The organism is Kothea flammea (genome assembly GCF_052161645.1).
Classification (GTDB): domain Bacteria; phylum Planctomycetota; class Planctomycetia; order Pirellulales; family Pirellulaceae; genus Laterigemmans.
On record NZ_CP197414.1, the window covers coordinates 1,901,388 to 1,926,921 of the forward strand.

Below are 25,534 nucleotides of genomic sequence, written 5' to 3' on the forward strand. Positions count from 1 at the left end.
CCACACTGCCTCGGATTTGGTGCGAACGCAGTTTTTGCAAAGGGCAGTTTTCAGGTCTGTGGATCCGCGGTGCTTGGTGGTTCCTTTGGGGGCAGTGGCTGATTCGAGATCGTGCTTTGCTGAGACGCCCTCAGGAAATCGCGTGTCTCTGCCAGTAACTGAAGAAAATTCTGGAGAACTCCTTCGCCGCGAAAGTAGTTCCGGCAAAAATCCGTGACCGCGAGTTGCTGGAGTCGTGTCAGTTGGGCTTCTAGGCGGCGGGCCAACTCAGCTTCGGCAGGAGTCACCACATCGTCATCTGTTAGCCCCTTGGCTTGCTGGTCTAGTTCCCGGAGCTGTTCGAAGTACTCGATGAATCGCAACGTCTGTCGCCACCGATAAAAACCGTAAAGGGCAAGGCAACCTCCGAACAGAGGCGCAATCACGCTCGACAGTTGTTGAATCAATCTGGCGATGTCGGCTCGCACCAGTGGCTTATCTTTGTCGCGGTAGGCCAATGAAGCGGCGTGCCAGGGGTAGGACGCGGCACTCTTGGCAATCGCTGGGGGATGAAAGACACGTTCCACGGGACCCTCAAAAATGTGAGGCAATAGCCGAGCGACTGCTGGATTTGGCACGTCGTCATGTGCGACGAGAATCAGGGGGCATCCCAGCGTTGGAACGTCGCTGGCAGGCACAGGCGGTGCGGCTCCGTACATGAACGCGGGGATCGTCGCCGGCACGACATGCACCTCGTCAATGTGATCCTGATCGAGTTCTTCCTCTTTGACGGTGATTCTTGAAAAGGCGTCCGCAAACGGCAGGGGGATCAGTCGGTATTCGCCAATGTGGATCAACTGGCGAGCCAGCGGAGAGGGAAGCGTCGAGGAGTGAATCACGACATCTGGTAGCGTGTTCCTCAGTTCCGACGCTCGTGCGGGCGAGCCCTGTTCGAGATCGTTAAGTGTTGCAAGCAGTTCGTTGATCCCCTGCCGATCGATACGAAGTTGATGAATTGGTCTGTTGGGGCTAATGCTCAAGCCGCAGAATTTCAACACCGCACTGGTAATGAGTTCTGTTTCGCTGCCGGCTGGACCCAAGCTGACGGACAAACCTTGCAGTTGACTGAAGTCGCCCGCGACCTCGGAGGCAAATTCTTGTTTTACCAGCAAGTGAACGGCTTCAACTGTGATCACAGCGACTTGACGGATTTCACGAGATCCCGGCCTCCGTAACAGCCCATTCACCAAGGCCATGTCGATCTTACGATTGTTCAGTTGCTGTATCGCTTCGCTCGAGCCTTCGGTCGGTATCACCTCGATTTCGAGGCCAAGTTCTCCGTCGTGTCGCGCCAGGTACTCGGCGACGCCATACCGGTTCAGTCCCGAAATGCCCCCTGTGGCGCGAAGCTGATGGCCTCTTGGTTGGGTCTCCCAGAAACGTGCGACCAGCCCGACCACGATCAATGCCACTCCCAGTAGCAAGAGAACCGTCAAACGGGTTCGAGAACGGCTTATGAATTGTTTCAACGAGTCCTTTGGCATTCTCGCCATTTCCTCCCAACGCTTCCTGACACGACGATGCTGCTACCGCGTGCGATGCGACCAGCGATCTCATATCCATGGTAACTAGAGTATCGCCACCAGGGCGGGATATCCAGCGAACCCGAACCAGATTCCCGTGATCGGAAAACGCCTCAACGACAGATTGCGCATTTTACGCCAGCTTGCCCCAGCCTAACGTCTCCACCACTGCCGCGGAACCTGTCCTGTCAGCAACCTCCGCCAAGGCCTGGGCCTCGGCAACAAGCAGGGTTTCGACAACGAGCTGATCGTGCCCATGGATCGTCCACCAGACTTGGATGCTGAGATCGAAACGACGGAGCGACTTGGTGGTTTGCTTCGATCGTATCGACGCGCGGCTTAGCTCATCCGGCCATCACTCGCTCCGCGCCACTTCGGTCTCAACAAATCGATGTGATGTCTGCTGCGCGGTGCCGCCGTTTTGTCTCGCTTATTCAGCGGCAGATTGACGCCGGTCACGATTCGTCCGGCGACGCAGATCATCTTTGCCTATCATCCGCTGGAAGGTTCTTTGCAGTTGGCGACATCGATCAAACAGCCGCGCAAAGGACAGCTGGAGCAGGAGTTCAGCCGCGTCGTGCTGGGTTGGAAACTCGAGGAGGCTTCGCTGGGGTCAGGCCTTGTGTTCGGTGTTGCAAAAGATAGGTCTGGCTTTTTGCGGGTGTTTGCCTGCTGTTGCGGGCGATTCCAGGAGCCAGCTAATTATCACTTGGTCGGGTTGGGCAATGGACCACGCAAACTGCCTCATGACCTCAGGCACCCCGAGCGGTTTATGCACAGGGACTTTGAGATGTAGTCCAGTGTCGCGGTTGGATTTGTTCAGCATGGACTATCACGAGATGTTGCCCGCTCATTAGGCTAATCAATGCGAATGCATTGCAAATGCTGCTTGATGATTAGCAGGGCGTTTTCGATTTGCGATCATTCGCGCTCATTCGCGATCATTCGCGCTCATTCGTGGGGCTAATATTTCGCGGGCCTAATAGGTCACCGACAGGCGGGCCCCCTCATCCCCAGCCCTTCTTCCCCAAAATTGGCCTGAATAGGATCTCTCTTCGCTTGCGAAAGGCTCGCTTGCAGGAAAGGATCCGGGGGAGAAGGGAGCGAGTCTTTCTATTTTTGGTCCGCAAACGAAGATTTGACGAGCGAGCCGTGTCGAACGGCGGCAACCCATGATGCGGCCAGGGCCATTGAACACACGCCCTTGGGGATGTGTTAAGCTGCTACAAACAGCAGTCCGATTCCACTTGGAGATGGGTGATGTCAGAGTCGTTGGTTGAACCGATCGAGGCAAAACAGACGCGTGGCGCGCTAGCGGATGTCATTGTCCGAACGCTGGCTGCGTTTCCTGAACCTGTGGCTTATCCGGAACTGCGTCGGCAACTTCCGGGACCGTACCAAAAAGATGACGAATCGCTCAAGCGAACACTGCAGGAGCTGATTGATCAAAGCAAAGTGACTCAGTTCGCTCCTTATCGGTCCAAAGCAAATCGATACTGGATTCATTCACTTCAGGATTACGCCGAACAGGTTTTGCTTAGCCAAGCATCCGGAAAGCAACTGAGTAAGGCAGAGCTTCGCAACCAAGTAAAGAGTCGCCTGAAGGGCTTGAGCAATAAAGCGATCGAGGACTTGATCTCTCAGTTAGTTCGCGCTGGTCGCATGTACTCTGGAAGTCTCATTCGTAGCCGAGCTAAACTTTTCTCGGCCGATCCAATCGATGCTCGAGTGTTGCTGGAGGATGCATTGGAGCAGATCGCCAGCCGTTGCGCGATGGCGGTTGATGAAATTCGTGCCCTGGTCGGCCAAGCTGGGTCAGCCGGTGAATCGCGTGAGGGGAGTGAATCAAGTGAGAGCCTCTCGACGAGCTCAGAAGGATCGCCGGACGCCGAGTTGGTTTTTCAGGCGATAGGAGAGCTGCGGCCCGGAGAAATGATCGTGCCACTGATTGAACTGAGGGATTACTCCAGTTTTCGGATGTCCCGCGAGGCATTCGACGCAGCGATCATGCAGCTTGAGCGAGCTGCGAGGATCGACTTAACGTTGCACCCTGATCCAGGTTCGCTCGATGACCAGGAGCGTGAACACCGTAAGCTTGCTGGCGATGAAAAGATTTACGACATGCTGATCGTGAGGAGGTAACGGGAAACATGGCAATCGCAAGTTCAGTTCTGGCCCCATCATTGCCGAATCCTTTTTTAGGAGGCATTGTGCCCGATGCGTGGCGTAGTTCGGCAGCGGATGTTCGCGAGATTCACAGCGACGTGTTTGAACTTTGCTTACGAGCGGTTGAGACAGTTCGGCAAGAGGCTCGCAGTTCATCGGTACTAATTTTCGGTGAACAGGGTAGCGGCAAGACACATTTGTTGGCACGGCTGCAAAGACAATTAACTGATACCGAAACCTATCCGGACCTCGAAGACGATTGGCAGATTTTCGTCTACTTGCGGATGCGGACATCTTCCGGCCGGATCTGGCGAAAGATTCGTAGCGAACTGGTAATGGACCTGATGCGGCCGATGCCTGATGGGCTCACGCAATTGGATCACGTGCTAGCCAAGCGATTGGCAACTCAGTGCGATGGGCACGCGGATCTGGCATTATGGTGGGAGCATCATCGTGAGAATCGCATGGAGGAATTGATCGAAGCGTGGCATGGGTTGGCGATGGAACTGCAGCTTCGCGATGACTTTACGCAGGTGCTTGAATGGTTCATTCGCGGCGAACACCGACGGCATGTTCGTGCCTATCTCTGCGGCGGTTTGGTCAGCGAAGATGGCTTTCGTCGATTGTTTGGGAATATTGATCCAAGCCACTACGCGCCCGATAACGAGGACGACGCGTTTGCAGCGGTCACGTCGCTTTGCAACATTGCGGGACCGACCATTCCGATCGTGTTTTGTTTTGACCAAATTGAGGCGATCGAAGTCGAAGATTCGACTCGCCGCCCCGTCTGGTATCTCGCTCAAGCAGTGGCCAATCTTACTGACGAAACTTGCGTCGCAGTCATTTCCTGCGTCCTGGCAAACTTCGCGGACAATGAGGTTCGAGCACAAGATCGTCCGCGACTTGTCTCAGGTGGCCAGACGGCGCTGGCAAGGCTCCATTCGCAGGAAATGCGGCAGGTCATTCGATCTCGCGTGCGGGCGATTGCCGCAACAGCCAAAGCTGCGGGGCAGGACGATCGTTGGCCGTTCGGTGATGACGAGTCTCTGTTTGGATCGAGGTTAACGCCGCGCGAGTTACTGCACGCGGCGGCAACACGTTTCGACCAGCTTCGCGGGAAAGTCGTCGAGCAAGGAACTTTGCCTGTAGCCTCTCCGGTTGGGGAGGAATATGAAAAGCGAGTCGAAGAAGCAATTAGGACTCAAAAGCCTGAAGATACCGATGACTTGATCGCTGCGACGCTACCTCAATTGCTGCCGATCGTGGAAAAGGGATGGACCACTGAATATCCGGTCGGTCCTCACAATGCTCAACGTGACATTGAACTGGTGCTTGTCGGGCCGGACGGTGAGGCTCGGGTTGGCGTAGCACTTTGCAATCAGCCGAGCATGACAGGTCTCGCGGCACGGCTGAATCGTTTGCTAAAGAAACGTCCCGCTTTCAAGTTGCAAAAGCTGGTGTTGGTTCGGGATGGTCGACTGCCGATTACACCGGGTGCCGTAGCAACCAGAAAACGTATTGACGAATTGACGAAAGAGGATGGAGTGCTACTGCGGCCGACTCGCGAAGTGATGGCGGTCCTGGAAGCGGTGCGGTCACTGATCGCGGATGCAACGTGTGGTGATCTTGCTTTCGGCGGAAAGACGATCGGCGTCTCTACCGTACGCCAGTGGTTGGCAAACAACCTTGATGCGGTGACGCGTGAGTGGATCGACGAGTTTCGTTTACCAGCACGCCCTGGTTGGCTGGAGGATTCACCGTCCGACCAGTCAGGAGTGGACACGCTGCTGGATTACCTTAGCACCGAGCCGCTTGCGCCACTTGCGAAGGTCGCCCAAGAGACTGGACTCAGTGAATCACAGATAGCGGAACTAGCCGGTTCGGCGACAGACCGGCTGGGAATGATTCAAGGGGAAACAGCCATCCTGTTTCGCGTCGTTCATGCGTCTTTTACCGCGAATGAAAGTGAATCGTTTGGCGGGGGGCAGATCTGATGACGCAAAAACGAATCAAAAATGGCCGTCAGGATTATGTCGAAATCTCTGTGAGCGATGTTCGTAATGCGATCTATTTTTCTCAGTCCAGTTGCGGCGAAGGTCGTTCCTCGCGTGCTGATTTAGGCACGGTCTTTCATCGCTTCATGGCATCGCTGTTGGTGGCCGACGAGCAAGATTTATGCAATCTCTTCAGCCGTGCATCGCAGGAAAGTTGGGCCCTTGAATTGAAGGATTTTGCCTATCGCAAGACCCTGGGGCCGTACCTCATGAGCAACGCGGCGGCGCTTAATGGTCATGGCGAAAATGTACTGGACTTGTGGACGGCTCTGGGTGAAGCGACAGATTGGCTGGTGCAACTGTTTTGGGATTACAGACAGCGACAACTGCGGGAAGGATGCCATTTCAACCCTCGTGATTTTGTCGGCTGGTTTCAAACGGAAGTCCCACTCCGCTTAGAATTGACGGATCCCGCATGGACGAAGCCCGTGGTACTTCTTGGAATCGCAGATACTGTTTTGTCGGCGCCAAATGGCCGTTGCTGCGTCATCGAATACAAACTTGGTAAGACTTCGCCGGAAGTGGACCTGTGTCAAACGGCCTTATATCATTGGATGTCAGGAGCGAGTGATCAGGATTCGCTAGCAGTAATTAGCTTCTTGCCGGAAAAGTCTGAGCAAGTATTGAGCGGAACGCAGCTCACCCATCTGCATCAACAACTAAAAACACTCATTGGCAAGTTGGCCGGTGTTGCTCGTGCGCCGATCGTCCGTGCTGGGAGCAATTCGCTTGAGCACAGCGTCGGAACGCCGGCGGCAGCAGGAAAAAGCCTCCCGACGCAAGCAACAAACCTGGCTGAAATGTCGAAACGGTTGCGGTCCGCTCTTGGTGAGGCGGGCTGCGAAGCTAGCTTTGTGTGCGATCCCGTTGTCGGCCCCACGTTTATTCGTTTTACGTTGAACCCGGCCCGCGGCGTTTCGCCCAAGAAGTTTTTGTCAAGTGGCGAGATTCTGCAGTTGCGATTGCAGCTCGAGCGGCCGCCTGTAATTCAAACTGGCTCGTCGATCACGATTGATGTGCAGCGACTAGATCGAGAGTTTGTTCCGTGGTCGTCAATCGACTTACCGCAATCCAAGCCGATCCATGGGTGCTCAGAACTTCTCGTCGGTGTTGGACTTGATGGCGAGCTGAGAACGGCGGATCTAGCAGACACGGCCAGCTATCACATGCTGGTAGCCGGGACGTCGGGAAGTGGAAAAAGCGAGTGGTTGCGCACGGCCGTGGCTGGGCTGATCGCGACCAATACGCCTCAAACATTACAGCTTGTGGCGATCGATCCCAAGCGAGTCGCTTTTCACGATCTCCAGGGCTCGCCATATCTCCGACATCCAGTGGTCTTCCCTGGTGATTCGGACGCCGAAGTGATGGATGTCTTGGATGAATTGATTGACGAGATGGAACGCCGTTATGCATTGTTGGAAGGAGCCGCATCGCTCGCCGAATTGATCGATCGAACAGGGAAATCAATTCCGCGTATCGTCTGTGTTTGTGACGAATACGCGGATTTGATGCTGGGATCGACTGCACAGCGAACCGCGATCGAAAATCGGATCACAAGACTGGGGGCCAAAGCGCGAGCCAGCGGAATTCATTTGATCTTGGCAACCCAGCAGCCAAGTCGTAGGACGATCACGGGCGCGATTCAAACGAATCTTCCAGGAAGGGTTGGCCTGACGATGACATCGGCCGTCGAAAGTCGGATGCTTCTGGGGGAGCCTGGTGCCGAGAACCTGTTGTTGAAAGGCGATCTGCTATACAAAGACATCGGCCCACCAAAACGTTATCAGGCGGTTTTTTTGCCCGATGAAGAACGCAAGCGACTGTTTTCCGCTTCGGAGGCTGTGGTTGGCAATTAGTGGTGCAATATGAAAGTTGGTTCGAGGCTTCGGTAGCGTCAGCTTTGCCACGTTGGGGAATGGACCTCGCAAACTGCTTCATGACCTCAGGCACCCGAGCGGTTTATGCACAGGGACTTTGAGATGTCGTCCAGTGTTGGGATTGGATTTGTTCAGCATGGACTATCACGAAATGGTGCCCGCTCATTAGGCTAATCAACGCCAATGCATTGCAAATGATGCTTGATGATTAGCAGGGCGTCTTCTATTCGGGCTGATTCGGGTGATTCGCGGGCAAAAGACGTCACTGCCTGCCGGGCCCCCTTATCCTCAGCCCTTCTCCCCCAAAACTGGTCTGAATTGAATTTTCGCTTGCGAAACGCTCGCTTGCAGGCCAGTTTCGGGGGAGAAGGGAGCGAGTCTCCCTTAGGGGCTAACCGCTAACCGCTAACCGCTAACCGCTAACGGGGGCCGTGGTTTGTCCCCTTTCGGTGCCAATGTTTACGCGGCGCTGCGGAAAGTGTTTAAGATGGTGGTGCGGTTTCCGGCGATAGCCGATTGGCTTAACCGCTACCGCAAGAACTCCCCTCCCCCCCTCCCTCCCACCATGGAATCCAAAACATGAAATTAGCCCTGTTCGCCGTCGCCGGTTTGCTGATCTACTCGCCGTCGCTGAGAGCCGACGATGCGGTTGGCTTGGTCGACCTCTTCAACGGCAAAGATCTTTCGGGTTGGACACAACGCAACGGGACGGCCAGTTATCGCGTCGAAGATGAGGCCATCGTGGGCAAGACCTCCGAGGGTAGCCCCAACTCGTTTCTCTGTACCGATCAGCAGTATGGCGATTTTGAATTGTTCTTCGAAGTCAAAGTCGACTCGCGACTGAACTCCGGTGTGCAGATTCGTTCGCAGACGAAAAACGATGATCCGCAAGCACGCGTGAACGGGCCGCAAGTGGAAATTTCCACTGACAAAATGGCGGGTTACGTTTACGGCGAGGCGGCTGGCGGATGGATGACCCCAGACGAAGATCGCAAGCCCCATAATCATTTTCGCGATGGTGAATGGAATGCTTATCACATCGTTGCTTACGGTGATCGTATTCAAACCTGGATTAATGGCCAGCAAATTTCCGACTTGGTCCACCCCGAACGCTTCGCCTCGCACCCGAAAGGCTTTATCGGCTTGCAAGTCCACGGGATCGGACCGGGGCAAGGACCCTATGAAGTTCGCTGGAAAAATATTCGCCTGCGAGATTTGAGTGAATTTAAACCGCTGTATAACGGCAGCGACTTGTCGGGTTGGCAGACGACTGGCAACTGGGTGCAGGAGGATGATGGTGTGCTGACCATTAAGCCACGCGAGGGCGAAAAGGGGTGGCAGCGCTATGATGCTTATCTGTGGTCGGAACGCGAATACAAGGATTTCGTGCTGGACGTGGAATACGCTTACCCGCCCGGGGGAAACAGCGGCGTTTATTTCCGAGTGGCCGATCGCGGCAATCCAGTCAAACAAGGTATTGAGGCTCAAATACTTGATTCCTCGAAAAAGCAAGGCCCACTGGGTTCACATGATCACGGCGGAATCGTCGGTACCGAGGCGGCGGCGAGCAAAAACATGTCGCGGCCACCAGGAGAGTGGAATCGCATGGTCGTCACCTGCATCGGCCAGCATCTGCAAGTCGAACTCAATGGCGAACCGATCATTGATGTGCAATTGGATCAAACGCCGATGAAAGATCGTCCCCTGTCAGGTTACATTGGGTTCCAGGATCATGGTCAACCCAACGATATTCGCTTTCGAAACATCCGTATTCGTGAGCTGTGATGAGCTTTTCGATAGCATTCACGCGGTAGCTGGCAGTTGGCTTGACGGCTTGCTAACATTAGTTGTCTAAACAACTGTTGTTTCAACAAGCATTGCCGCATCATGGACAAGCCAGCGACGAACGACCGAGGGAATGTGCCGGAGTTTGACTCCGCGGAGCAAGAGGTGTTTCTCCAATTATGGAGGACCTATGATCGTTTGAAGGCAATCGAAGAAGAGCTCTTTGGCCGGTTTGAACTTTCCGCGCAGCAATACAACGCGCTGCGTCTGTTGGAAGTGGCCCACCCGGCCGGCATGCGGACGATGGACTTGGGCCGGAGCCTGGTCTCTCGTTCGCCCGACACCACGCGGATGCTTGATCGCTTGGGCAAGCGAGGCTTGATCGAGCGGAGTCGATCGGCAGCGAACCGTCGCGTGGTGGAAGTAACGATCACCAAGCAGGGAATCGCGCTGCTGAGCAAGATGTCCCCGTTGGTGCTGGAAATGAACAAGCGTCAATTGGGCCATCTCAGTTCGCGTCAATTGGCCGAGCTGGCTCGCTTGCTGAAGCTGGCTCGAAAACCGCATGAAGACCAGCTCGATGGATGAGCCGATCGTGGATAGAACTGGTTGCTCCCAATTGCGACAACTGCTCCCTTTCGTCGCTTGGCTAGTGGTGTTTTTTTTCGGCTGGATATTGCTGGTCGTTGTCAATAATGATTGGCAAACTGTGCGCTCGCATTGGCCGATCGCCGCAGCGATGGCTTTCGGATCTTATATTGCCGGCTCAACACCGATGGGAGGCGGGACGGTTGGTTTTCCGGTATTGGTGTTATTGTTCGAGTTGCCGGGATCGTTGGGGCGAAATTTTGGGTTGGCTGTGCAGTCGGTTGGGATGGTGTCGGCCAGCATTTATATTTTCTCGTCACGCAAGCCGGTTTATTGGGGCTTGTTAAAACCAGCTTTATGGGGCGCGTTGTTGGGAACTCCCTTGGGCGCTGTGGCTGTGGCCCCGTTCATGCCCGACATTTGGGTCAAGCTGGCCTTTGCCATGATCTGGTGCAGCTTTGGTTTGATGCACTTGGTCAAGTTGACAGAGTTAATCAACGCTCAAGGCGTGAGCCGGCGGTGGCAGGGTCGAAATAGCATTTTGGGATTCGCCGTCGGAGTCACGGGGGGAATCGTGGCTTCGATAACGGGTGTGGGAATCGACATGATTGTCTATGCAACGCTGGTGTTGCTGTACCGCGCTGATTTGAAAATCGCGATTCCAACTTCCGTGGTCTTGATGGCTTTCACTTCGGTTGTGGGAATTGCCGTCAATGTGGCGCTTTCGTATGTAAACCCCAGTCGTTACTACCTTGATCCGGAGGTCTATGCAAACTGGTTGGCGGCGGCGCCGGTTGTGGCGTTGGGAGCCCCACTGGGCGCATTTGTCGTGCAGTTGGTTTCCCGCAAACCGACTTTATTGATTGTGTCGCTGCTGTGCATTGGGCAATTTGTTTGGACGGTCATCCATGAGGAGTTAAGCGGGGTTGGCTTGTCCATTGCGATCGCCGGGGTGCTGGGCATCAACGCGATCTTCCACTTGCTTTACTTCCTGGGACGCGATGTTGCCTTCTCCCACGATCCCACTCGTTTTGATGCGAGTAAACATGGCAACCCTTCGGCGGCAGTGATCCCGGCGGAGGAGCATTGAGCTCCGCAAATTGTGGTGACTTGTTTGCAATCGGCCGAGAAGCGACGACGTGTCGCTTTCTCTGTCACCTTAGGATTTTTCGCAACTTCTTTGTCGGCATTCTCGGTCATGGAAACTCTCCGTGCCCTCAACTTTGAATAAACTCAAAGTTGTCTCGCTCATGTTGGCACAGAGGGTACTTTCGGCGGAGCGAGAGGAGACTTTGCTTACTTTCGGCGGAGCGAGAGGAGACTTTGCTTGCTTTCGGCGGAGCGAAAGGAGACTTTGTTTACTTTCGGCGGAGCGAAAGGAGACTTTGTTTACTTTCGGCGGAGCGAGAGGAGACTTTGTTTACTTTCGGCGGAGCGAGAGGAGACTTTGTTTACTTTCGGCGGAGCGAAAGGAGACTTTGCTTACTTTCGGCGGAGCGAAAGGAGACTTTGCTTGCTTTCGGCGGAGCGAAAGGAGACTTTGCTTACTTTCGGCGGAGCGAGAGGAGACTTTGCTTGCTTTCGGCGGAGCGAAAGGAGACTTTGTTTACTTTCGGCGGAGCGAAAGGAGACTTTAGGGAATTGCCGGGCTGACCGGGGTGGGAATGAAGGGGGGCTCATCATCGCCACTGGCTGCAACGGCAGCAATGATCGCTCCGATGGCCGCTAATCCACCAATGCCTCCAAGTCCGCCACCCCCGGCTCCTCCACCTCCTCCACCAAATCCTCCACCTGACCCGCCCGCAATGCCGCCTCCCGGTGTGGGCGGTGCGGGAACTTCCAGAGGCAGCGAACCGTCGCCAGCTTCTTCGCTCGGTTCATTCATCACAACCGAAGAGACGTCTGCCAGGGGTGCGATTTCCAAGTTGATCCCAGGGGCGGAGGTTGATTGCAGGTTTGCCACCAATCGCTGTTTGGTTGCGTTGCTGAGGGACGCTGAACGCGCATCAGCGGGAACCAATTCAATGGCCGTGGCGGCAAATCCCAGCGGTCCAAAGAAAATGATGCCAACCGGGCCGGGACCCAAATCGTCGAGTGAAAATGATCCGTCAGCGGTAACGCGAGCTTCGCCCACGACTTGGTTATCACGCACCGCTCGCACCAGCATTTGCGACATATCCACCGGCGCTTGCGTGAGCCCAGGAATCAATACCGCGCCGCTGACGCCACCTTCCGGGGTCATGGCGACGCGAAAGGTGTCGAGTGTTTGCCGAGCGGAGGGGACGAAACGCGAGGGGGGGCTGGCCTGTGGCGAACGTCGTGCGGAGGTAAGGCTGGCCACCAACGCTTGCCGACGTGGCGAGGGAAGTTGTGAAATTGCAGCAATTGTCAGCGGCTCGGCTGTTTCCCCGATTTGATCGCCACCGACGACGGTCAGCGGGTAAGCCGCAAAGCAGGTTGACTCGGAAGCAACGATCGTGATGACTCCGGGAGTCACGCCGCGGAACTCAAATTCGCCATCCGCGTCGGCGCGTTGCGACGTCAGCACCTGGCCGTTTTGGACGAGCGACACGCGGGTTTCCCCGCACGGAAGCATGCTGCCGTCGGCTGCCAGGGTAACAACCTTGCCGAGCAAACGACCGCCGGAACCGAGTCGCACCCATTGTCGCAGCGTCAGTGGCGGCAGTTCGGTGGCGGCGGGCAAGTCGACCGTTTCGGGCTGCGGAGCGAGAGCTCCGTCCAGGGCGGGAGTCGCTGGGGCCGGCGGCAGCACAGTGGCCGGGCCGGCCGGTTTGATCGGATTTGCTGCTGGTAAGCTGGGGGCCGGTTCCTCCAGATCAAACAGGTCATCGAGCTGAGCGTAAGCGTTGCTACCGCTGGAGAGCAGTACCGCAGCGGTCAACCAACCAGCCAGCAGGCTCGTACCAATCGTCTTGCGCATTTCCAGGCTTCCCAAAATCTCATCCTCAATTTTAGTGGAGGCATTTTCCCTGCCGTGAACTGGCATCATACGAAACGCTCCAGATCGACGCAATTTGACGGTCAACAAAATACGCGAAACCTTCATCTACCAGCTACTCGACCATTGCCGTGCTGATCGCGGACAAGGCGTCGCACAACTGCTCCAACTCGTCTTCGGTGGTCTCGGCGGAGAAACTAATTCTCAAAGTGCCCGCCGGGCAGCTGTCCAGGGTCTCGTGAATCAGCGGAGCACAATGCAGGCCAGCCCGCGTTTCAATGCCGAACTCGGCATCCAACAATGCGGCCAGCTCCTGCGGGGAATAGAACTTACAGATTAACGATACGATCGGCAGTTGCCCGCCACTGATGACGCGAACCCCCGGTAATTGCTGCAGCCGAGTCATTAATTCGACAGTTCGCTGCGCGAGTTGTGCGGCGAGGCTGGCGAGATCGCGATCAGCAACTTGCTGGAGCGCGACAGCCAAACCTGCCAAGGCTGGCACGTTCGCGTTGCCCGCTTCCAACGCCGCGGGGAGTTCCGTCGGCATTTCTAATTGGTCCGAGACCGTACCGGTGCCGCCTTGAAGGTGGGGGCGAACTACGGCAGCCGCGCGGGGTGCGAGATACAGCAGCCCGGTGCCCAGGGGGCCGCCGAGTGACTTGTGGCCAGGAGTGGCCAAGACATCGATCCCTAGTTGCGTTAGATCAATCGGTAATAAGCCGGCGGTCTGAGCCGCATCGACGAGCAACAGCGGTCGCGCGTCTTCGGAGTAGCGTTCCCATAAACCAGCGGCGATATCGGCGATCGGTTGGATCGCGCCGGTGACATTGGAAGCATGTGAGATGGCCAGCAACCGGGTGTGGGGCTGCAGGCTGTTCAGCACATCGTCGACCGTTACTTGTCCCAGTTGATCGCAGGGCACGACATGGTAGGCGACCTGATGATGCCCGCGCAGCCATTCCAGCGGGCGGAGCACGCTGTTGTGGTCAGCCGCCGTGGTAATCGCTTGGTCCCCCGGGCTCAGCAGCCCGTGCAGGGCGAGATTCAAGGCATGAGTACCATTGCTGGTCAGCACCCAGTGACCGTGCGGATCGGAATTAAAAACTTGGGCCGCTCGGCTGCGACAGTTGGCCAAAATTTCGCCGCTGTGGACCGCTTGGCGATAAACCCCTCGCCCCGCAGCGGCCCCGCCGCGACGCATTTCCAGCTCAACCGCCCGGTACACCGCTTCGGTTTTCGGCCAACCGGTGGCGGCGTGGTCGAAATACAGCCGCGGGGAGTCTGAATGCGGGGAATTCATGGGTGAATCCAAGCGGAAGAGCCGTCGGCAAAGGTCTCTTGTTTCCAGATTGGCACCGCTTCCTTGAGCCGATCCATGAGCCAAGGAATTGCCGCCATCACGTCGGGCCGATGTGGGCTGGAGGCGGCAATCGCCACGCTTGCTTGCCCAACCGCGACTTCACCAAGCCGATGGTAGATTGCCAAGTGACGTAACTTCCAGCGATTGGCGGCCTGCTCGGCCAGCCCGCGAAGTTCGCTGATGGCCATCGAGCGGTAGGCCTCGTAGGTCAGCCGCTGGGTGATTCTCTCCCCGGTCGTGCGGCGGGTACAGCCAAGAAAAATCATTTGGGCGCCGCAATCGTCGTCAGCGACCAGGGCGAGGATCGCCGCGGCGTCGAGTGGATCGTCGGTAAGTTCGATGCTGGTCTGGCAGTTAGTGGATGGCATGCTTAACCACCGCTGACTGGCGGAATCAAGGCAATCTCAGCAGCCGGATCAAGCATAGCATCGTTACCCACGTAGCGACCATTGACGGCTAAGCGGCAACTGCCCAGCAGGGGAGCTAGCGGTGGACAGCAAGCGGCCAACTGAGCAAGTAACTCTTGGGCTGTTAGGGCTGTGTCTGGGCTGGGCAGTTCCACTCGCAGCAGGTTTTGCTGTGCGGCAGCGGCTGCTCCGGCGAACAATTGGACTTCGATGTAACGCATGAGATGCTCAGCCTCTCGCCCCTAGGGCGGCCCCCAGTTCCGGTAGCTTTCCGTAGGCGTAAGCGAGTAACTTGACGGGATGCACGGTGTTGATTCCGGTGCCGTGTTCGATTTGCATTTTACAGGCGCTGCATTCGGTTGCCGCGGTCCGCGCCGCCGATTTACGCAACGTCGAAATCAGCGGCCAGCCGATTCTGAGGCTGTTGCGGTAATTCTTTTTTTGCAACCCCCAGGTTCCGGCCATTCCCGTGCAGCCTTTATCGACTTCCTCCACATTCAACCTGGGCAACAACCGCATCAGTTGCGGTCCTGGAGAGCCGCTGTCGATCGCCCGCACGTGGCACGGTTGGTGGTAGGAGACGCGCGCCGGAACGGGCTGGAAATCCAACGCCAGGGTGTTGCGGCAATGCAGGTTCCAGAGAAAACGGCAAGCTTCAAAACTGTTCTCGGCCACCAAATGGGCGTCTTCGCTGTCGAGCAGATTGAGGTATTCGCGAGTCAGGCAGAGGACGGCGGTCGGTTCGGTCGCCACCACTTGGTAGCCGGCCCGGATCGCTTCGGCCAAAATACGCACGTTGTGACGCGCTCGTTTGCGGGCGCCTTTCAAATCTCCGGCGGCGATCTGGGTCATCCCGCAAGGAATTTGTTTGGGCGGCACGTAGACGTCAAAGTTATTGTGCTGCATTACGTCGACAAAGGCGCGACCCAGTTGGGGATCGTGCCAATTGACGTATTGATCGACAAAATAGACCACTCGTTTACGGTCTGATTTGGGCGTGATGCGGTTCAGTCTCCGGCGAGCGGCGTCGCGCATGAAGCTGCGTGTTGCAAAGTCGGGAATCTTTCTCGCTTTGCTCAGCCCCAAGCTGCGTTCCAGCAACCAACGCACAAAACCGTTGCGATTAAGCCAATTGGCTAGTGTCGGCGCGCGGCCGGCGAGCGCCGTGATGGCGTCAAGGCGACAGAACCAGAGATCGGAAAGTGGCAACCCATTGGTCGCCACATAATTGCCTTTGATCTCACCGACTAATTTGGGAATGTCGACGCTGGCCGGGCATTCGAGGCGGCATTGATGACAATGAAAGCAGAGATCGGCGACCTCTTTCATCGCTTCGCTGACCAGCGTCTCGGGGGGCAGATCGCCGGTCAAGACGCCCCGCATCAAATTGGCTTTGGCGCGCGGGGAGGCTTCCTCAGAGGGGATCGCGCGGAACACCGGGCACATCCGTTCGTTGGGAGCCGTCGTGCGGCAACGACCGCACCCGTTGCATTCTCGAGTCACTCGCTCGAGCGAAGCTTCGCCCGCCCAATTTTGGATCAACGGCAGCACGACCGTCGGAGAACTGTTGCTGGTGCGGGGAAGCAGCAACGCCTCGCCCGGCATCACCGCCGAACTGGGTTCACTCAGCACAGTCGCCGCCGCTGGCGTCGCCGCCAAGCTGGCAGGCGGGCTGTGGGGACCGTCCCCCAAATCTTCCGAGGGCTGCAGTTCGATTTGGGAAAGCACGGTTCGCAAATTTTCGTCGGGGCGAGGCAACCGGCTGGTGATGAATTTGTCGGGATTCAGCGTGTTGGCAGGATCGAACAAACGTTTGATTTCTAGCATCGCTGGCCAGGCGGCACCGAGTTGGCGACGCAGCAGCGCGGTGCGGCTCAGCCCGGCTCCCTGCTCTCCGCAAACTCGACCGTTGAAGTTCAACAAGGAAGTGAACAACGCTTCCGCCAAGGGGGCGATCTTTTTCTGATCTTCGCTACTGGCCAAGTCGAGGAAGGGCCGCAGGTGGACTTGCCCATGGCCGGCGTGGGCAAACACGGTGGCTGTCACTTGATGTTGCTTTAGCACCTCCTGCACGGCGACTAAAAATTCGGGCAGCCGCGTGGGGGGAACCGCCATGTCCTCGACGAACGGAAGTGGCCGCGAGTTGCCTTTGAGGCGGTATAAGCGGGGAATTACCCGCCGCGACAAACGCCAATAGAAATCCCGTTCTGATTGCTCTGTCGTCATCCGCATCGCGAACGCCAGCTGGTGGCTTTCGCAAATCTCCGCCGCTAAGGCCCGCAGCCGATCACGCAGTTCGGGCAAACCCTCCCCCTGCAGCTCAGCCAGCAGCATCGCTTCAGCTTCGCGAGGGATCAACTGGTCGTAGCGGGGATCGGTCTCGCGAGCGATTTCGAGCAACCTGCGATCCATCAAATCGCAAGCCACGACCCCTTGAGCGGTGGCCAGCAGCGCGCCCCGCGCGGCGGCTTCGATGCGGCGAAAAAATAACAGCACGACGCCGCGGTGGCTGGGCAGCGGATTCGTTTCAATCGTCGCTTCGGTGATTAGCGCCAACGAGCCCTCGGAGCCGGCAATTAACTGCGTCAAATCGACGCCGTCTCCGGCCACGGCCCGCTGTAGCGCATAGCCGCCCCGGCTTTGCAGAAAACGATGTTCGTTGCTGCCCGCCAGTTTTGGGCTGCCTGACGCCTCGCCCGCTAACTCCTTGCGATGTCGCTTGGCAATGCGACTGACTTCCGCAGCCAATCTGCCGGTGGTGCCACTGCCAGTGGGCCTACTTTGGGAGATTTCCAGCAACTCTCCGGCGCTGGTGACGATTTGCAGTGATTTCAAATTATCGCGGGCCGAGCCGTAACGCAGCAGGTGGCTGCCCGAAGCGTCTTGAGCGATCACGCTGCCCATCGTTGTAACGCTGCGGGTCGCCGGATCGGGGCCAAACAATCGCCCACGAGTTCGCAGGTCTCGGTTGAGACTGGCCAACACGACGCCCGGTTGCACCACCACGCGGTGGTTGTCTTGCATTCGCCAGCGACGCATGTAGCGGGAAAAGTCAATAATGATGCCACGGCCGAGCGAGGCCCCCGCGAGCGAACTGCCGGCACCCCGCGCGTAGACTGAGAAATTATGCTCAGCCGCGTAGCGAACCACCGCGGCGACATCCTCGGCCGAGCGGGGGCGGACGACACCAAACGGCCGCACTTGGTAGATGCTGGCATCGGTGGCGTACATCTGCGCGTACAAATCTCCAAACACGACATCACCTTCGATGATGCCGCGGAGGTCGTCTTGCACTCGGGTTTGCTCGAGATCCATGCAGGTTCCGCTGCCCAGACAACGCCACCTTGCGTTTGTTTCCGGTGGCCACGGACACCCCGTGCCACACGCTTTGCAGTCTAATCATTGCCGGCAGAATTCACGAGAGTCCCCGGGCTCACCCTTCGCCAAGGTCCCCACCGCGTTGGTTACTAAATTCAAAAATGATTTGAATCTTTTGGCCGAACGCAGTTGGCTCGCGTTGTTCGCCGCCGCTGCTAAGCTCCGCGGTTAATCAGATTCAGCACTTCGGCCCGTGACGAGGGGTCTTCGCGAAATTGGCCTCGCATCGCGCTGGTTACGCACAAGCTACCAGGCTTCCGCACGCCTCGCATCGTCATGCAGCTATGCGTCGCTTCGCAGACCACGGCAACGCCGCGAGCGCCAAGGCGATCTTCAATCAAATCGGCAATCGTCTCGGTCATCCGCTCCTGAACTTGCGGACGCCGGGCGACCTCTTCGACGACGCGAGCCAGCTTGCTGAGCCCGACCACGCGGCCACTGGGCAAGTAGCCGATGTGGGCAGTGCCGGTGAACGGCAGCAGGTGGTGTTCGCACATGCTGCAGAAACTGATGTCACGGACCAGCACAATTTCGTCATACTTTTCCGTGAAAACCTTCGCCAGGTGACGGCCCGCGTCGTGTTTTAAGCCGGCAAACATTTCGGCGTACATGCGAGCCACGCGGGCCGGTGTTTCCAATAAACCTTCGCGATTGGGGTCTTCGCCGACGGCATCGAGAATTTCCCGCACAGCCGATTCGATGCGCTTCAGGTCGACGCCTTCGGCTCGCGGTTCATTGGGATCGACGTGCAATGCGCCGGCAGTCCGTGGACCGCCGTGATTGCAAGGACTGCCGTTGTTACAGGTGGTAGTCGTGGTTTCCGAATCTCGATGCATGTCTGCCTTTGGGGGCAAGGGTATGAGTGGAGCTCGCGGCAAAGCCGATAATCAGTCCCAGCCGATCATCACTGTTGGCTAAGTCGAGGGTGAACAAGAGCAGGACATCAAGATTTGCATGCCCCAGGGAAAAACGATTGAATCAACAGTCTTAGCGCGGCATTCGACGCAGACCCCAATTCCTAACAAAACTATCGTAGCGCGGTGTAAATAGCAGGACAATCCAAGCTGGACCGTGCACGCGGTTGGTTGCAGGAAACAGTTGGCAATTCGGGTAGTTTTAAAGGATTAGGTCGTTCAGGAATAGAGTTCCGCAATCGTTGCCGCTAGCCGCTTGGGCGTCAGCCCGAACATTCTGAGGCTTCCAAGAGAGCTTTCTCAGTTCAAGCTAAAGGGTGGGGGGAAAGGCATTTTTTTGCGAAAATCGAGGGTTTCGTCCGCCGGGTCTTCCGCCACTTGCCGCTCTCGCAAAATTTCGATCAGCAATCGAGCCCGGGCATCGACGTTATTTTCGGCCAGCAGCAATAATTTGTTCGGGGTGTCAAACTGCATCGTAAACCCAATGATGTCGGTGACGGCACCCAACTGCATTTGACTAGCCATCAATTCGTGCAGATTTTTTTGCACCTCGGCAACTTCGGGAATCAGTTGGCGAAATGAATCAAGCAATTCGCGCTTTAGCGTTTGGCGTTGCTCACTGGCGGTGAGCGGATACAAATCGGTAAGCACCTCCACGTTTGCCATCCGGAATGGACGGCTGGTTTCTAATTCCTCCAAAATCAGACCACGGCGGAGGCCGACGAGCAACACGTTATGGCGATCGTCTTCAGTGGTCGCATGCGAAACCACGCGGCAAATGCAGACGTGCGACTCCAGTTTCGGCGGTTCGCCCGGTTGGTGTTCCCAGCCGGGAGCCAGAGTGGCCATCGCGATTAACTTGTCGGTCGCCAGAGCTTCTTCGAGCATCTCGCAATATCGCGGTTCGAAAATATGCAGTGGTTGCATGGCGTTAGGGAAAACCACCAAGTCGGGCAGCGGGAATAGCCGCACGCGGCCATCAAATTCTGCCGGGAGCTGAGTAAATTGTTCGAGGTCAGTCATGCCAAGGGGGCCTCGCGAAAGGCTGACTAGGAAACGGCTACGCTCTGATTCTGGGCCGCTGGGTTGTAGTTAGGCCGCTGGAGGGAAAAACCGGACCTTTATCCCAATGATAACGGTTGGCCAGCAGTTGGCGACCACGAAATTCGTAGTTGTTTTCACAAAATCGGTTGACAGTTGCCTACTCGGGCGGCGAAAATTCCCACCAGGTGGTCACCAGCAAGCTACCAACCCCTGCACCTCTTAGCGGCTAGAATCCACAATGATATTGTCCGGCGAAGAGATCCAAGAACAGCTCGGTGAGAACATCATTATTGATCCGTTTGAACCCGGGCGCGTGAATTCCAATAGCTATAATCTGACCCTCCATAACGAGTTGTTGGTTTACGAGGAGGTGGTGCTCGATCTGCGGGCTCCCAACCGCTTTCGCCGCTTGGAAATCCCGGCTGAGGGCTTGGTGCTGCAGCCTGGCCAGCTTTATTTGGGCCGCACAGCCGAACGCACTGAGACCCGCAACCTCGTACCGATGGTTGGCGGACGCTCCTCGGTGGGACGTTTAGGGCTGTACGTGAACGGCACCACCGGCTTTGGTGATGTCGGCTTTTGCGGCTTTTGGACATTGGAGATGTTCACCGTCCAGCCGATTCGGATCTATGCGGGGATCGAGATCTGCCAAATTTCGTACCATGAAGTCGTCGGTGAGCTGCGTGAATACACTGGGGGCAAATATCAGAACAATCGCGACATTCAGCCCAGTTATCTGTATCGAGAATTAGGCTGCGACGAGGGCGACGGCCAACTGGAGCTCGATTTCGAAGGTTGTTTGAGAGCTTCGGCGAGCAATTCATAGCAGCCGCTCAGTGAGCCCCGGGTGGCTGTTCAGGATTGTTTGCCGCGTCGCAACCTGAGCTGCTGAGGCGTTAAACTTTGCCTGGCAGACACAACTGCTTTAATTGACGCAGCTTTGTTAACTGCAGCAAGCGTCATTGTTATGAAGGCGTTAGCCGAGTTGTGGGAGGTGTGCCGATTACATCGATGCACGGTAACTTTCCACGGCAGCAGGTCAGCGATACTTATGTGCCCATCCAATGCGGACTCGGCCGACAATCAGCTCGACGCTCTGATTGCGAAAATTCATGGTTTGGCCGGTCCGGTGGAATCTGCAGCGGCTGCCGTGCCAGCGACCTCGCCAGCTCGACCAGTAGCCCCCGGCCAGCAGGTTGTTCCCGGCCAGCCAGCACTTCCAGCTGGGGCGGTGAATCGGCCCGCTCGGCCAGTTTCGCCCGTTGAGTCAGCACCTGTTGGCGGCAATATTGGTTCGTCGCCGCAGGCAGCGGCTGCTGTTGGTTCGGGCGGATTGTCATCACCGAGAGCCGGAGTTGTTTCGTCGTCGGCAAGTGTGCCAGCGGTTAAGCAGCAGATTGGCGTTCAGGCAGTTGAGGAGCGTGAGGGGTTTACTCCGTCGCGAGATGAGCCTTGGCGGCCGGTGCAGCCGCCAGATTTGCCTTCAACGCGGATTAGCGAGGCGTTGGTTGAGCACATTGTGATGCGATTTTTGCTGGCTGGCGGTGAATCGGCTGGCCGGCAGATCGCGGAGCAATTGAAGTTGCCGTTTCGCATGATCGAGCCGATTTTGGAGCTGCTTAAGAGTGATCAATCGGTGGCTTATCGACGGGGGACTGAAACGGGCGATTACGTCTATGTGTTGACCGAAGCGGGGCGAGCGATTGCGCGGGGGCTGACGAAGGATTGCACCTATTACGGAGCTTGTCCGGTTTCGCTGGAAGATTATCGAGCGAGCGTGAAAGCTCAGACGGTGGAAGGCCAGCATCCGCGCCGCGAGGATTTGGAAAAGGCGTTTTCCGATCTGTTGATAGACCCCGCGATGTTGACGCGATTGGGCCCCGCAGTGAACAGCGGACGGGGGATGTTTCTCTATGGCTATCCTGGCAACGGAAAGACCAGCATTGCCGAGCGGGTGACCTCCTCGTTTGGGCGTTACGTATGGATTCCCCGGGCCGTGGAGATCGAGGGGGAGATCATGCGGGTATTCGATCGCATGAACCACGAAGTTTGTCCCCCGGCGATGCCCCAAGGGTTGCTTGATCAGAGTGGTTTTGACAAACGTTGGGTGCGAATCAAGCGACCCACGATTGTCGCCGGTGGGGAGTTGACCATGGACATGCTGGAAGTCCAGGGGGACGCGGAAAGTAACATCAGCGAGGCGCCGCTGCAGTTGAAAAGCAATTGCGGCACGTTGGTCATCGACGACTTTGGACGGCAGAAGATGAGCGTCGACCAGCTGCTGAACCGCTGGATCGTGCCGTTGGAGAAGCGTTTTGACTTTTTGAACATGCGGAGCGGCAAGAAGGTGCAGGTGCCATTCGACCAATTGGTCGTGTTCAGCACCAACTTGGAGCCCAAAGATTTGGTGGATGATGCTTTTCTGCGGCGGATTCCCTACAAAATCGAAGTCTGCGACCCTTCGGAGGCGCATTTTCGGCAGCTCTTCGAGATCATGTGCGGCGTTTTGAAAGTGCCTTATCGGCCCGAGCCGATCGATTACCTGATTAAGCGTCATTACCTGCCGGTGTCCCGTCCTTTCCGTAACTGCCAACCGCGAGATTTGCTGCTGCAAGTGCGAAACTACTGTTACTACTTGGGGCGACCGGTGGAATTGCGGGAAGAGTACTTTGACTTCGCCGTCGACACCTATTTTTCCATCATGTAGTTGCCGGTGGCTTCGTTCGAAGTGTGGCGATGGGCGGCATTGGATGCGAAAAACCCGTGAATATCGGGCTAAAAACAAGTTTCAAAAAAAACGCCCGGTACGCCTTGCGGGCAACCGGGCGAGCCTATATCTTTCTCGCATCGCTGACACGGAAAGCCGAGCCACATGCGGCCGACAATTGCTTTCCGAGGTTTGCCTGACTCGAACGCTCAGCCCCTAGTTCGATGCAGCTATGAACTGTTACACGGTTCTGCTGGATGCTGGCTTGGGGATTGAAGGCGGGTGCGAAGTTAGGCTGCAGCACCATTTGTGCTGTAACCGCTCTGTGAGGTCACTGGCTATTTTTGCCTAATGACCAAAGTAGACTGGTTTCCGCGTTTGCTTCTCCCGATAGTTAAGGCTCACGCCTGACGCTTTAAAGAGAAAAACTTTCGCAACGAGGCTTGACGCCTTCGAGTGAATTTGAGAGGCTATGAGACCCGCTAGCGAGGCTTTCTTGCGGCGGACTTTGATGAAGAAGATTTTAAGTTGCAATTCAGATTGAGTTGCGATGTGGAATAAAGATGGCCCGCAAGGGCACAACCGATCTTTGGCAATTTGGTGGTTATACTTCTGCTGAGTTCAGCAAGCGAGGTCGTCACATTAAATTTGGCGACTGTGATGAGCTTTTACCGAGGCTCATCCACAGGAAAGAAAACTTCGGATTGTTTATAAGCGGTCGGCCAGCGTTTGCGTTGGCCAGCTAGGTTCCGCAAGGGATTTGGTATGACTGTTTAAGCATACAAAATTGAAGGGTTTGATCCTGGCTCAGAATGAACGTTGGCGGCGTGGATTAGGCATGCAAGTCGTGCGGCAGCGGGCCTCTCACCGTGCTTTCTTCAGTTGGAGCTTACCGGCTCTGGTTGAGAAGGTGTGGTGAGAGGTGCCGGCGAGCGGCGTAAGGGAGAGTAACGCGTGGTTATGTACCCTTGGGACCGGGATAGCGTTGGGAAACTGGCGGTAATACCGGATAATATCTCTGGATCAAATGGTGAGATTCCGCCCAAGGATCAGACCGCGTTCTATTAGCTTGTTGGTGGGGTAATGGCCCACCAAGGCTTAGATGGATACCGGGTGTGAGAGCATGGCCCGGCTCACTGGGACTGAGACACTGCCCAGACACCTACGGGTGGCTGCAGTCGAGAATCTTCGGCAATGGGCGAAAGCCTGACCGAGCGACGCCGCGTGCGGGATGAAGGCCTTCGGGTTGTAAACCGCTGTCAGTTGGGAGGAAATATCAGGGGGTTCTCCCCCTGGTTTGACCGATCTTCAGAGGAAGGACGGGCTAAGTTCGTGCCAGCAGCCGCGGTAAGACGAACCGTCCAAACGTTATTCGGTATCACTGGGCTTAAAGCGTGCGTAGGCGGCCTAGAAGGTGAGATGTGAAAGCCCTCGGCTCAACCGAGGAACAGCGTTTCAAACCACTAGGCTTGAGGGAGACAGGGGTGATGGGAACAGTTGGTGGAGCGGTGAAATGCGTTGATATCAACTGGAACACCGGTGGCGAAAGCGCATCACTGGGTCTCTTCTGACGCTGAGGCACGAAAGCTAGGGGAGCGAACGGGATTAGATACCCCGGTAGTCCTAGCTGTAAACGATGAGCACTGGGCTGGGGGGACTTCCACATCCTCCCGGCCGTAGCGAAAGCGTTAAGTGCTCCGCCTGGGGAGTATGGTCGCAAGGCTGAAACTCAAAGGAATTGACGGGGGCTCACACAAGCGGTGGAGGATGTGGCTTAATTCGAGGCTACGCGAAGAACCTTATCCTAGACTTGACATGCTTGGGAACCCCTTGGAAACTTGGGGGTGCCCTTCGGGGAGCCCTTGCACAGGTGCTGCATGGCTGTCGTCAGCTCGTGTCGTGAGATGTCGGGTTAAGTCCCTTAACGAGCGAAACCCTTATCTCTAGTTGCCAGCGGGTAATGCCGGGGACTCTAGAGAGACTGCCGGTGTCAAACCGGAGGAAGGTGGGGATGACGTCAAGTCCTCATGGCCTTTATGTCTAGGGCTGCACACGTCCTACAATGGTGCGTACAAAGGGAAGCGAAATCGCGAGGTTAAGCTAATCCCAAAAAGCGTGCCCCAGTTCGGATTGCAGGCTGCAACTCGCCTGCATGAAGCCGGAATCGCTAGTAATCGCGGGTCAGCATACCGCGGTGAATGTGTTCCTGAGCCTTGTACACACCGCCCGTCAAGCCACGAAAGTTGGGAGGGCCCGAAGTCACTGAGCTAACCCGCAAGGGAGGCAGGTGCCGAAGGTCAGCTCGACGATTGGGACTAAGTCGTAACAAGGTAGCCGTAGGGGAACCTGCGGCTGGATCACCTCCTTTCTAAGGATATCAAGATCGCTCGAGGCAACTCGTTCGATTTATCCGTGGAGGCGACCTCCTTGGTCAGCAGAAGTGTCTCGGTTCGCCGAGACGATCACCAAAATAACCAACGGATAACCCACTGAGGCTTCGCCAGCCTCAGTGGGTTTTTTCGTGCGCGCTTCACGAATTCCGCCTCATCACTTTCCGATCTGGAGACTTCAGTCACGGACCGCAAAAGTCGGTGCGAGAAGATTTCCGCCAATGACGCCAGGTATCTTTCATCGAAATGCATGTGTAGAACGACCTCATAGTCCAACAACAGGGTCGACAGTCGAGAAATTGGTCCGCCTTTGTTTTTTTCTTGGGACGATTGCGATCTG

17 protein-coding genes and 1 rRNA gene are annotated in these 25,534 nt (G+C 56.5%); 10 read left to right on the forward strand and 8 right to left on the reverse strand.

The window, feature by feature from the left end:
* Positions 1 to 50: 50 nt before the first annotated feature.
* Entirely contained in the window at positions 51 to 1,523 is a 1,473-nt protein-coding gene (locus SH139x_RS06765) for a TAXI family TRAP transporter solute-binding subunit (protein ID WP_488354515.1), read from the reverse strand.
* A gap of 460 nt (positions 1,524 to 1,983) precedes the next feature.
* Here SH139x_RS06765 and SH139x_RS06770 point away from each other — a divergent pair, with 460 nt between their 5' ends.
* The 7 genes from SH139x_RS06770 (at position 1,984) to SH139x_RS06800 (ending at position 11,122) form a co-directional block, all read left to right on the forward strand.
* On the forward strand, positions 1,984 to 2,358 hold the full coding sequence (locus SH139x_RS06770; RefSeq protein WP_488354516.1) for a hypothetical protein: 375 nt from the start codon (positions 1,984 to 1,986) through the stop codon (positions 2,356 to 2,358).
* Positions 2,359 to 2,822: 464 nt separating this feature from the next.
* Positions 2,823 to 3,704: a hypothetical protein gene (locus tag SH139x_RS06775; protein ID WP_488354517.1), complete on the forward strand. Its 882-nt coding sequence runs from the start codon at positions 2,823 to 2,825 to the stop codon at positions 3,702 to 3,704.
* An 8-nt stretch (positions 3,705 to 3,712) separates the two neighbouring features.
* Positions 3,713 to 5,722 (forward strand): ATP-binding protein, encoded by a 2,010-nt coding sequence (locus tag SH139x_RS06780; protein WP_488354518.1) that lies wholly within the window; start codon positions 3,713 to 3,715, stop codon positions 5,720 to 5,722.
* Positions 5,722 to 7,638 (forward strand): FtsK/SpoIIIE domain-containing protein, encoded by a 1,917-nt coding sequence (locus tag SH139x_RS06785; protein WP_488354519.1) that lies wholly within the window; start codon positions 5,722 to 5,724, stop codon positions 7,636 to 7,638. The genes SH139x_RS06780 and SH139x_RS06785 overlap by 1 nt, the downstream gene beginning before the upstream one ends.
* Before the next feature lie 600 nt (positions 7,639 to 8,238).
* Positions 8,239 to 9,444 carry a 3-keto-disaccharide hydrolase gene (locus SH139x_RS06790; RefSeq protein WP_488354520.1) on the forward strand — a complete coding sequence of 402 codons (1,206 nt, stop codon included), beginning with the start codon at positions 8,239 to 8,241 and terminating at the stop codon, positions 9,442 to 9,444.
* 102 nt (positions 9,445 to 9,546) lie between these two features.
* Positions 9,547 to 10,032, forward strand: coding sequence for a MarR family winged helix-turn-helix transcriptional regulator (locus SH139x_RS06795; RefSeq protein ID WP_488354521.1), 486 nt, complete (start codon positions 9,547 to 9,549; stop codon positions 10,030 to 10,032).
* The gene (locus SH139x_RS06800) at positions 10,010 to 11,122 is read left to right on the forward strand and encodes a sulfite exporter TauE/SafE family protein (protein WP_488354522.1); all 1,113 of its coding nucleotides are present in this window, start codon (positions 10,010 to 10,012) and stop codon (positions 11,120 to 11,122) included. The genes SH139x_RS06795 and SH139x_RS06800 overlap by 23 nt, the downstream gene beginning before the upstream one ends.
* A 543-nt stretch (positions 11,123 to 11,665) precedes the next feature.
* On the opposite strand, the gene SH139x_RS06805 is transcribed toward SH139x_RS06800, so the two are convergent.
* The 7 genes from SH139x_RS06805 to SH139x_RS06835 form a co-directional block, all read right to left on the reverse strand.
* Positions 11,666 to 12,973: a hypothetical protein gene (locus tag SH139x_RS06805; RefSeq protein ID WP_488354523.1), complete on the reverse strand. Its 1,308-nt coding sequence runs from the start codon at positions 12,971 to 12,973 to the stop codon at positions 11,666 to 11,668.
* Positions 12,974 to 13,106: 133 nt separating this feature from the next.
* Entirely contained in the window at positions 13,107 to 14,294 is a 1,188-nt protein-coding gene (locus SH139x_RS06810; protein ID WP_488354524.1) for an aminotransferase class V-fold PLP-dependent enzyme, read from the reverse strand.
* Positions 14,291 to 14,722, reverse strand: coding sequence for a molybdenum cofactor biosynthesis protein MoaE (locus tag SH139x_RS06815; protein WP_488354525.1), 432 nt, complete (start codon positions 14,720 to 14,722; stop codon positions 14,291 to 14,293). Before SH139x_RS06815 ends, SH139x_RS06810 begins: the two co-directional genes overlap by 4 nt.
* A 2-nt stretch (positions 14,723 to 14,724) precedes the next feature.
* Positions 14,725 to 14,982, reverse strand: coding sequence for a MoaD/ThiS family protein (locus SH139x_RS06820; RefSeq protein WP_488354526.1), 258 nt, complete (start codon positions 14,980 to 14,982; stop codon positions 14,725 to 14,727).
* A gap of 7 nt (positions 14,983 to 14,989) precedes the next feature.
* The gene (locus SH139x_RS06825; protein ID WP_488354527.1) at positions 14,990 to 18,076 is read right to left on the reverse strand and encodes an anaerobic glycerol-3-phosphate dehydrogenase subunit C; all 3,087 of its coding nucleotides are present in this window, start codon (positions 18,074 to 18,076) and stop codon (positions 14,990 to 14,992) included.
* 218 nt (positions 18,077 to 18,294) lie between these two features.
* On the reverse strand, positions 18,295 to 18,975 hold the full coding sequence (gene folE, locus SH139x_RS06830; protein ID WP_488354528.1) for a GTP cyclohydrolase I FolE: 681 nt from the start codon (positions 18,973 to 18,975) through the stop codon (positions 18,295 to 18,297).
* Between the two features lie 378 nt (positions 18,976 to 19,353).
* Positions 19,354 to 20,076 carry an LON peptidase substrate-binding domain-containing protein gene (locus SH139x_RS06835; protein WP_488354529.1) on the reverse strand — a complete coding sequence of 241 codons (723 nt, stop codon included), beginning with the start codon at positions 20,074 to 20,076 and terminating at the stop codon, positions 19,354 to 19,356.
* Positions 20,077 to 20,335: 259 nt separating this feature from the next.
* Here SH139x_RS06835 and dcd point away from each other — a divergent pair, with 259 nt between their 5' ends.
* The 3 genes from dcd (at position 20,336) to SH139x_RS06850 (ending at position 25,172) form a co-directional block, all read left to right on the forward strand.
* The gene (gene dcd, locus SH139x_RS06840) at positions 20,336 to 20,923 is read left to right on the forward strand and encodes a dCTP deaminase (protein WP_488354530.1); all 588 of its coding nucleotides are present in this window, start codon (positions 20,336 to 20,338) and stop codon (positions 20,921 to 20,923) included.
* Positions 20,924 to 21,148: 225 nt separating this feature from the next.
* Positions 21,149 to 22,804: an ATP-binding protein gene (locus SH139x_RS06845; protein WP_488354531.1), complete on the forward strand. Its 1,656-nt coding sequence runs from the start codon at positions 21,149 to 21,151 to the stop codon at positions 22,802 to 22,804.
* A gap of 784 nt (positions 22,805 to 23,588) precedes the next feature.
* Positions 23,589 to 25,172: ribosomal RNA gene (locus SH139x_RS06850) — 16S ribosomal RNA — on the forward strand.
* Positions 25,173 to 25,534 lie beyond the last annotated feature (362 nt).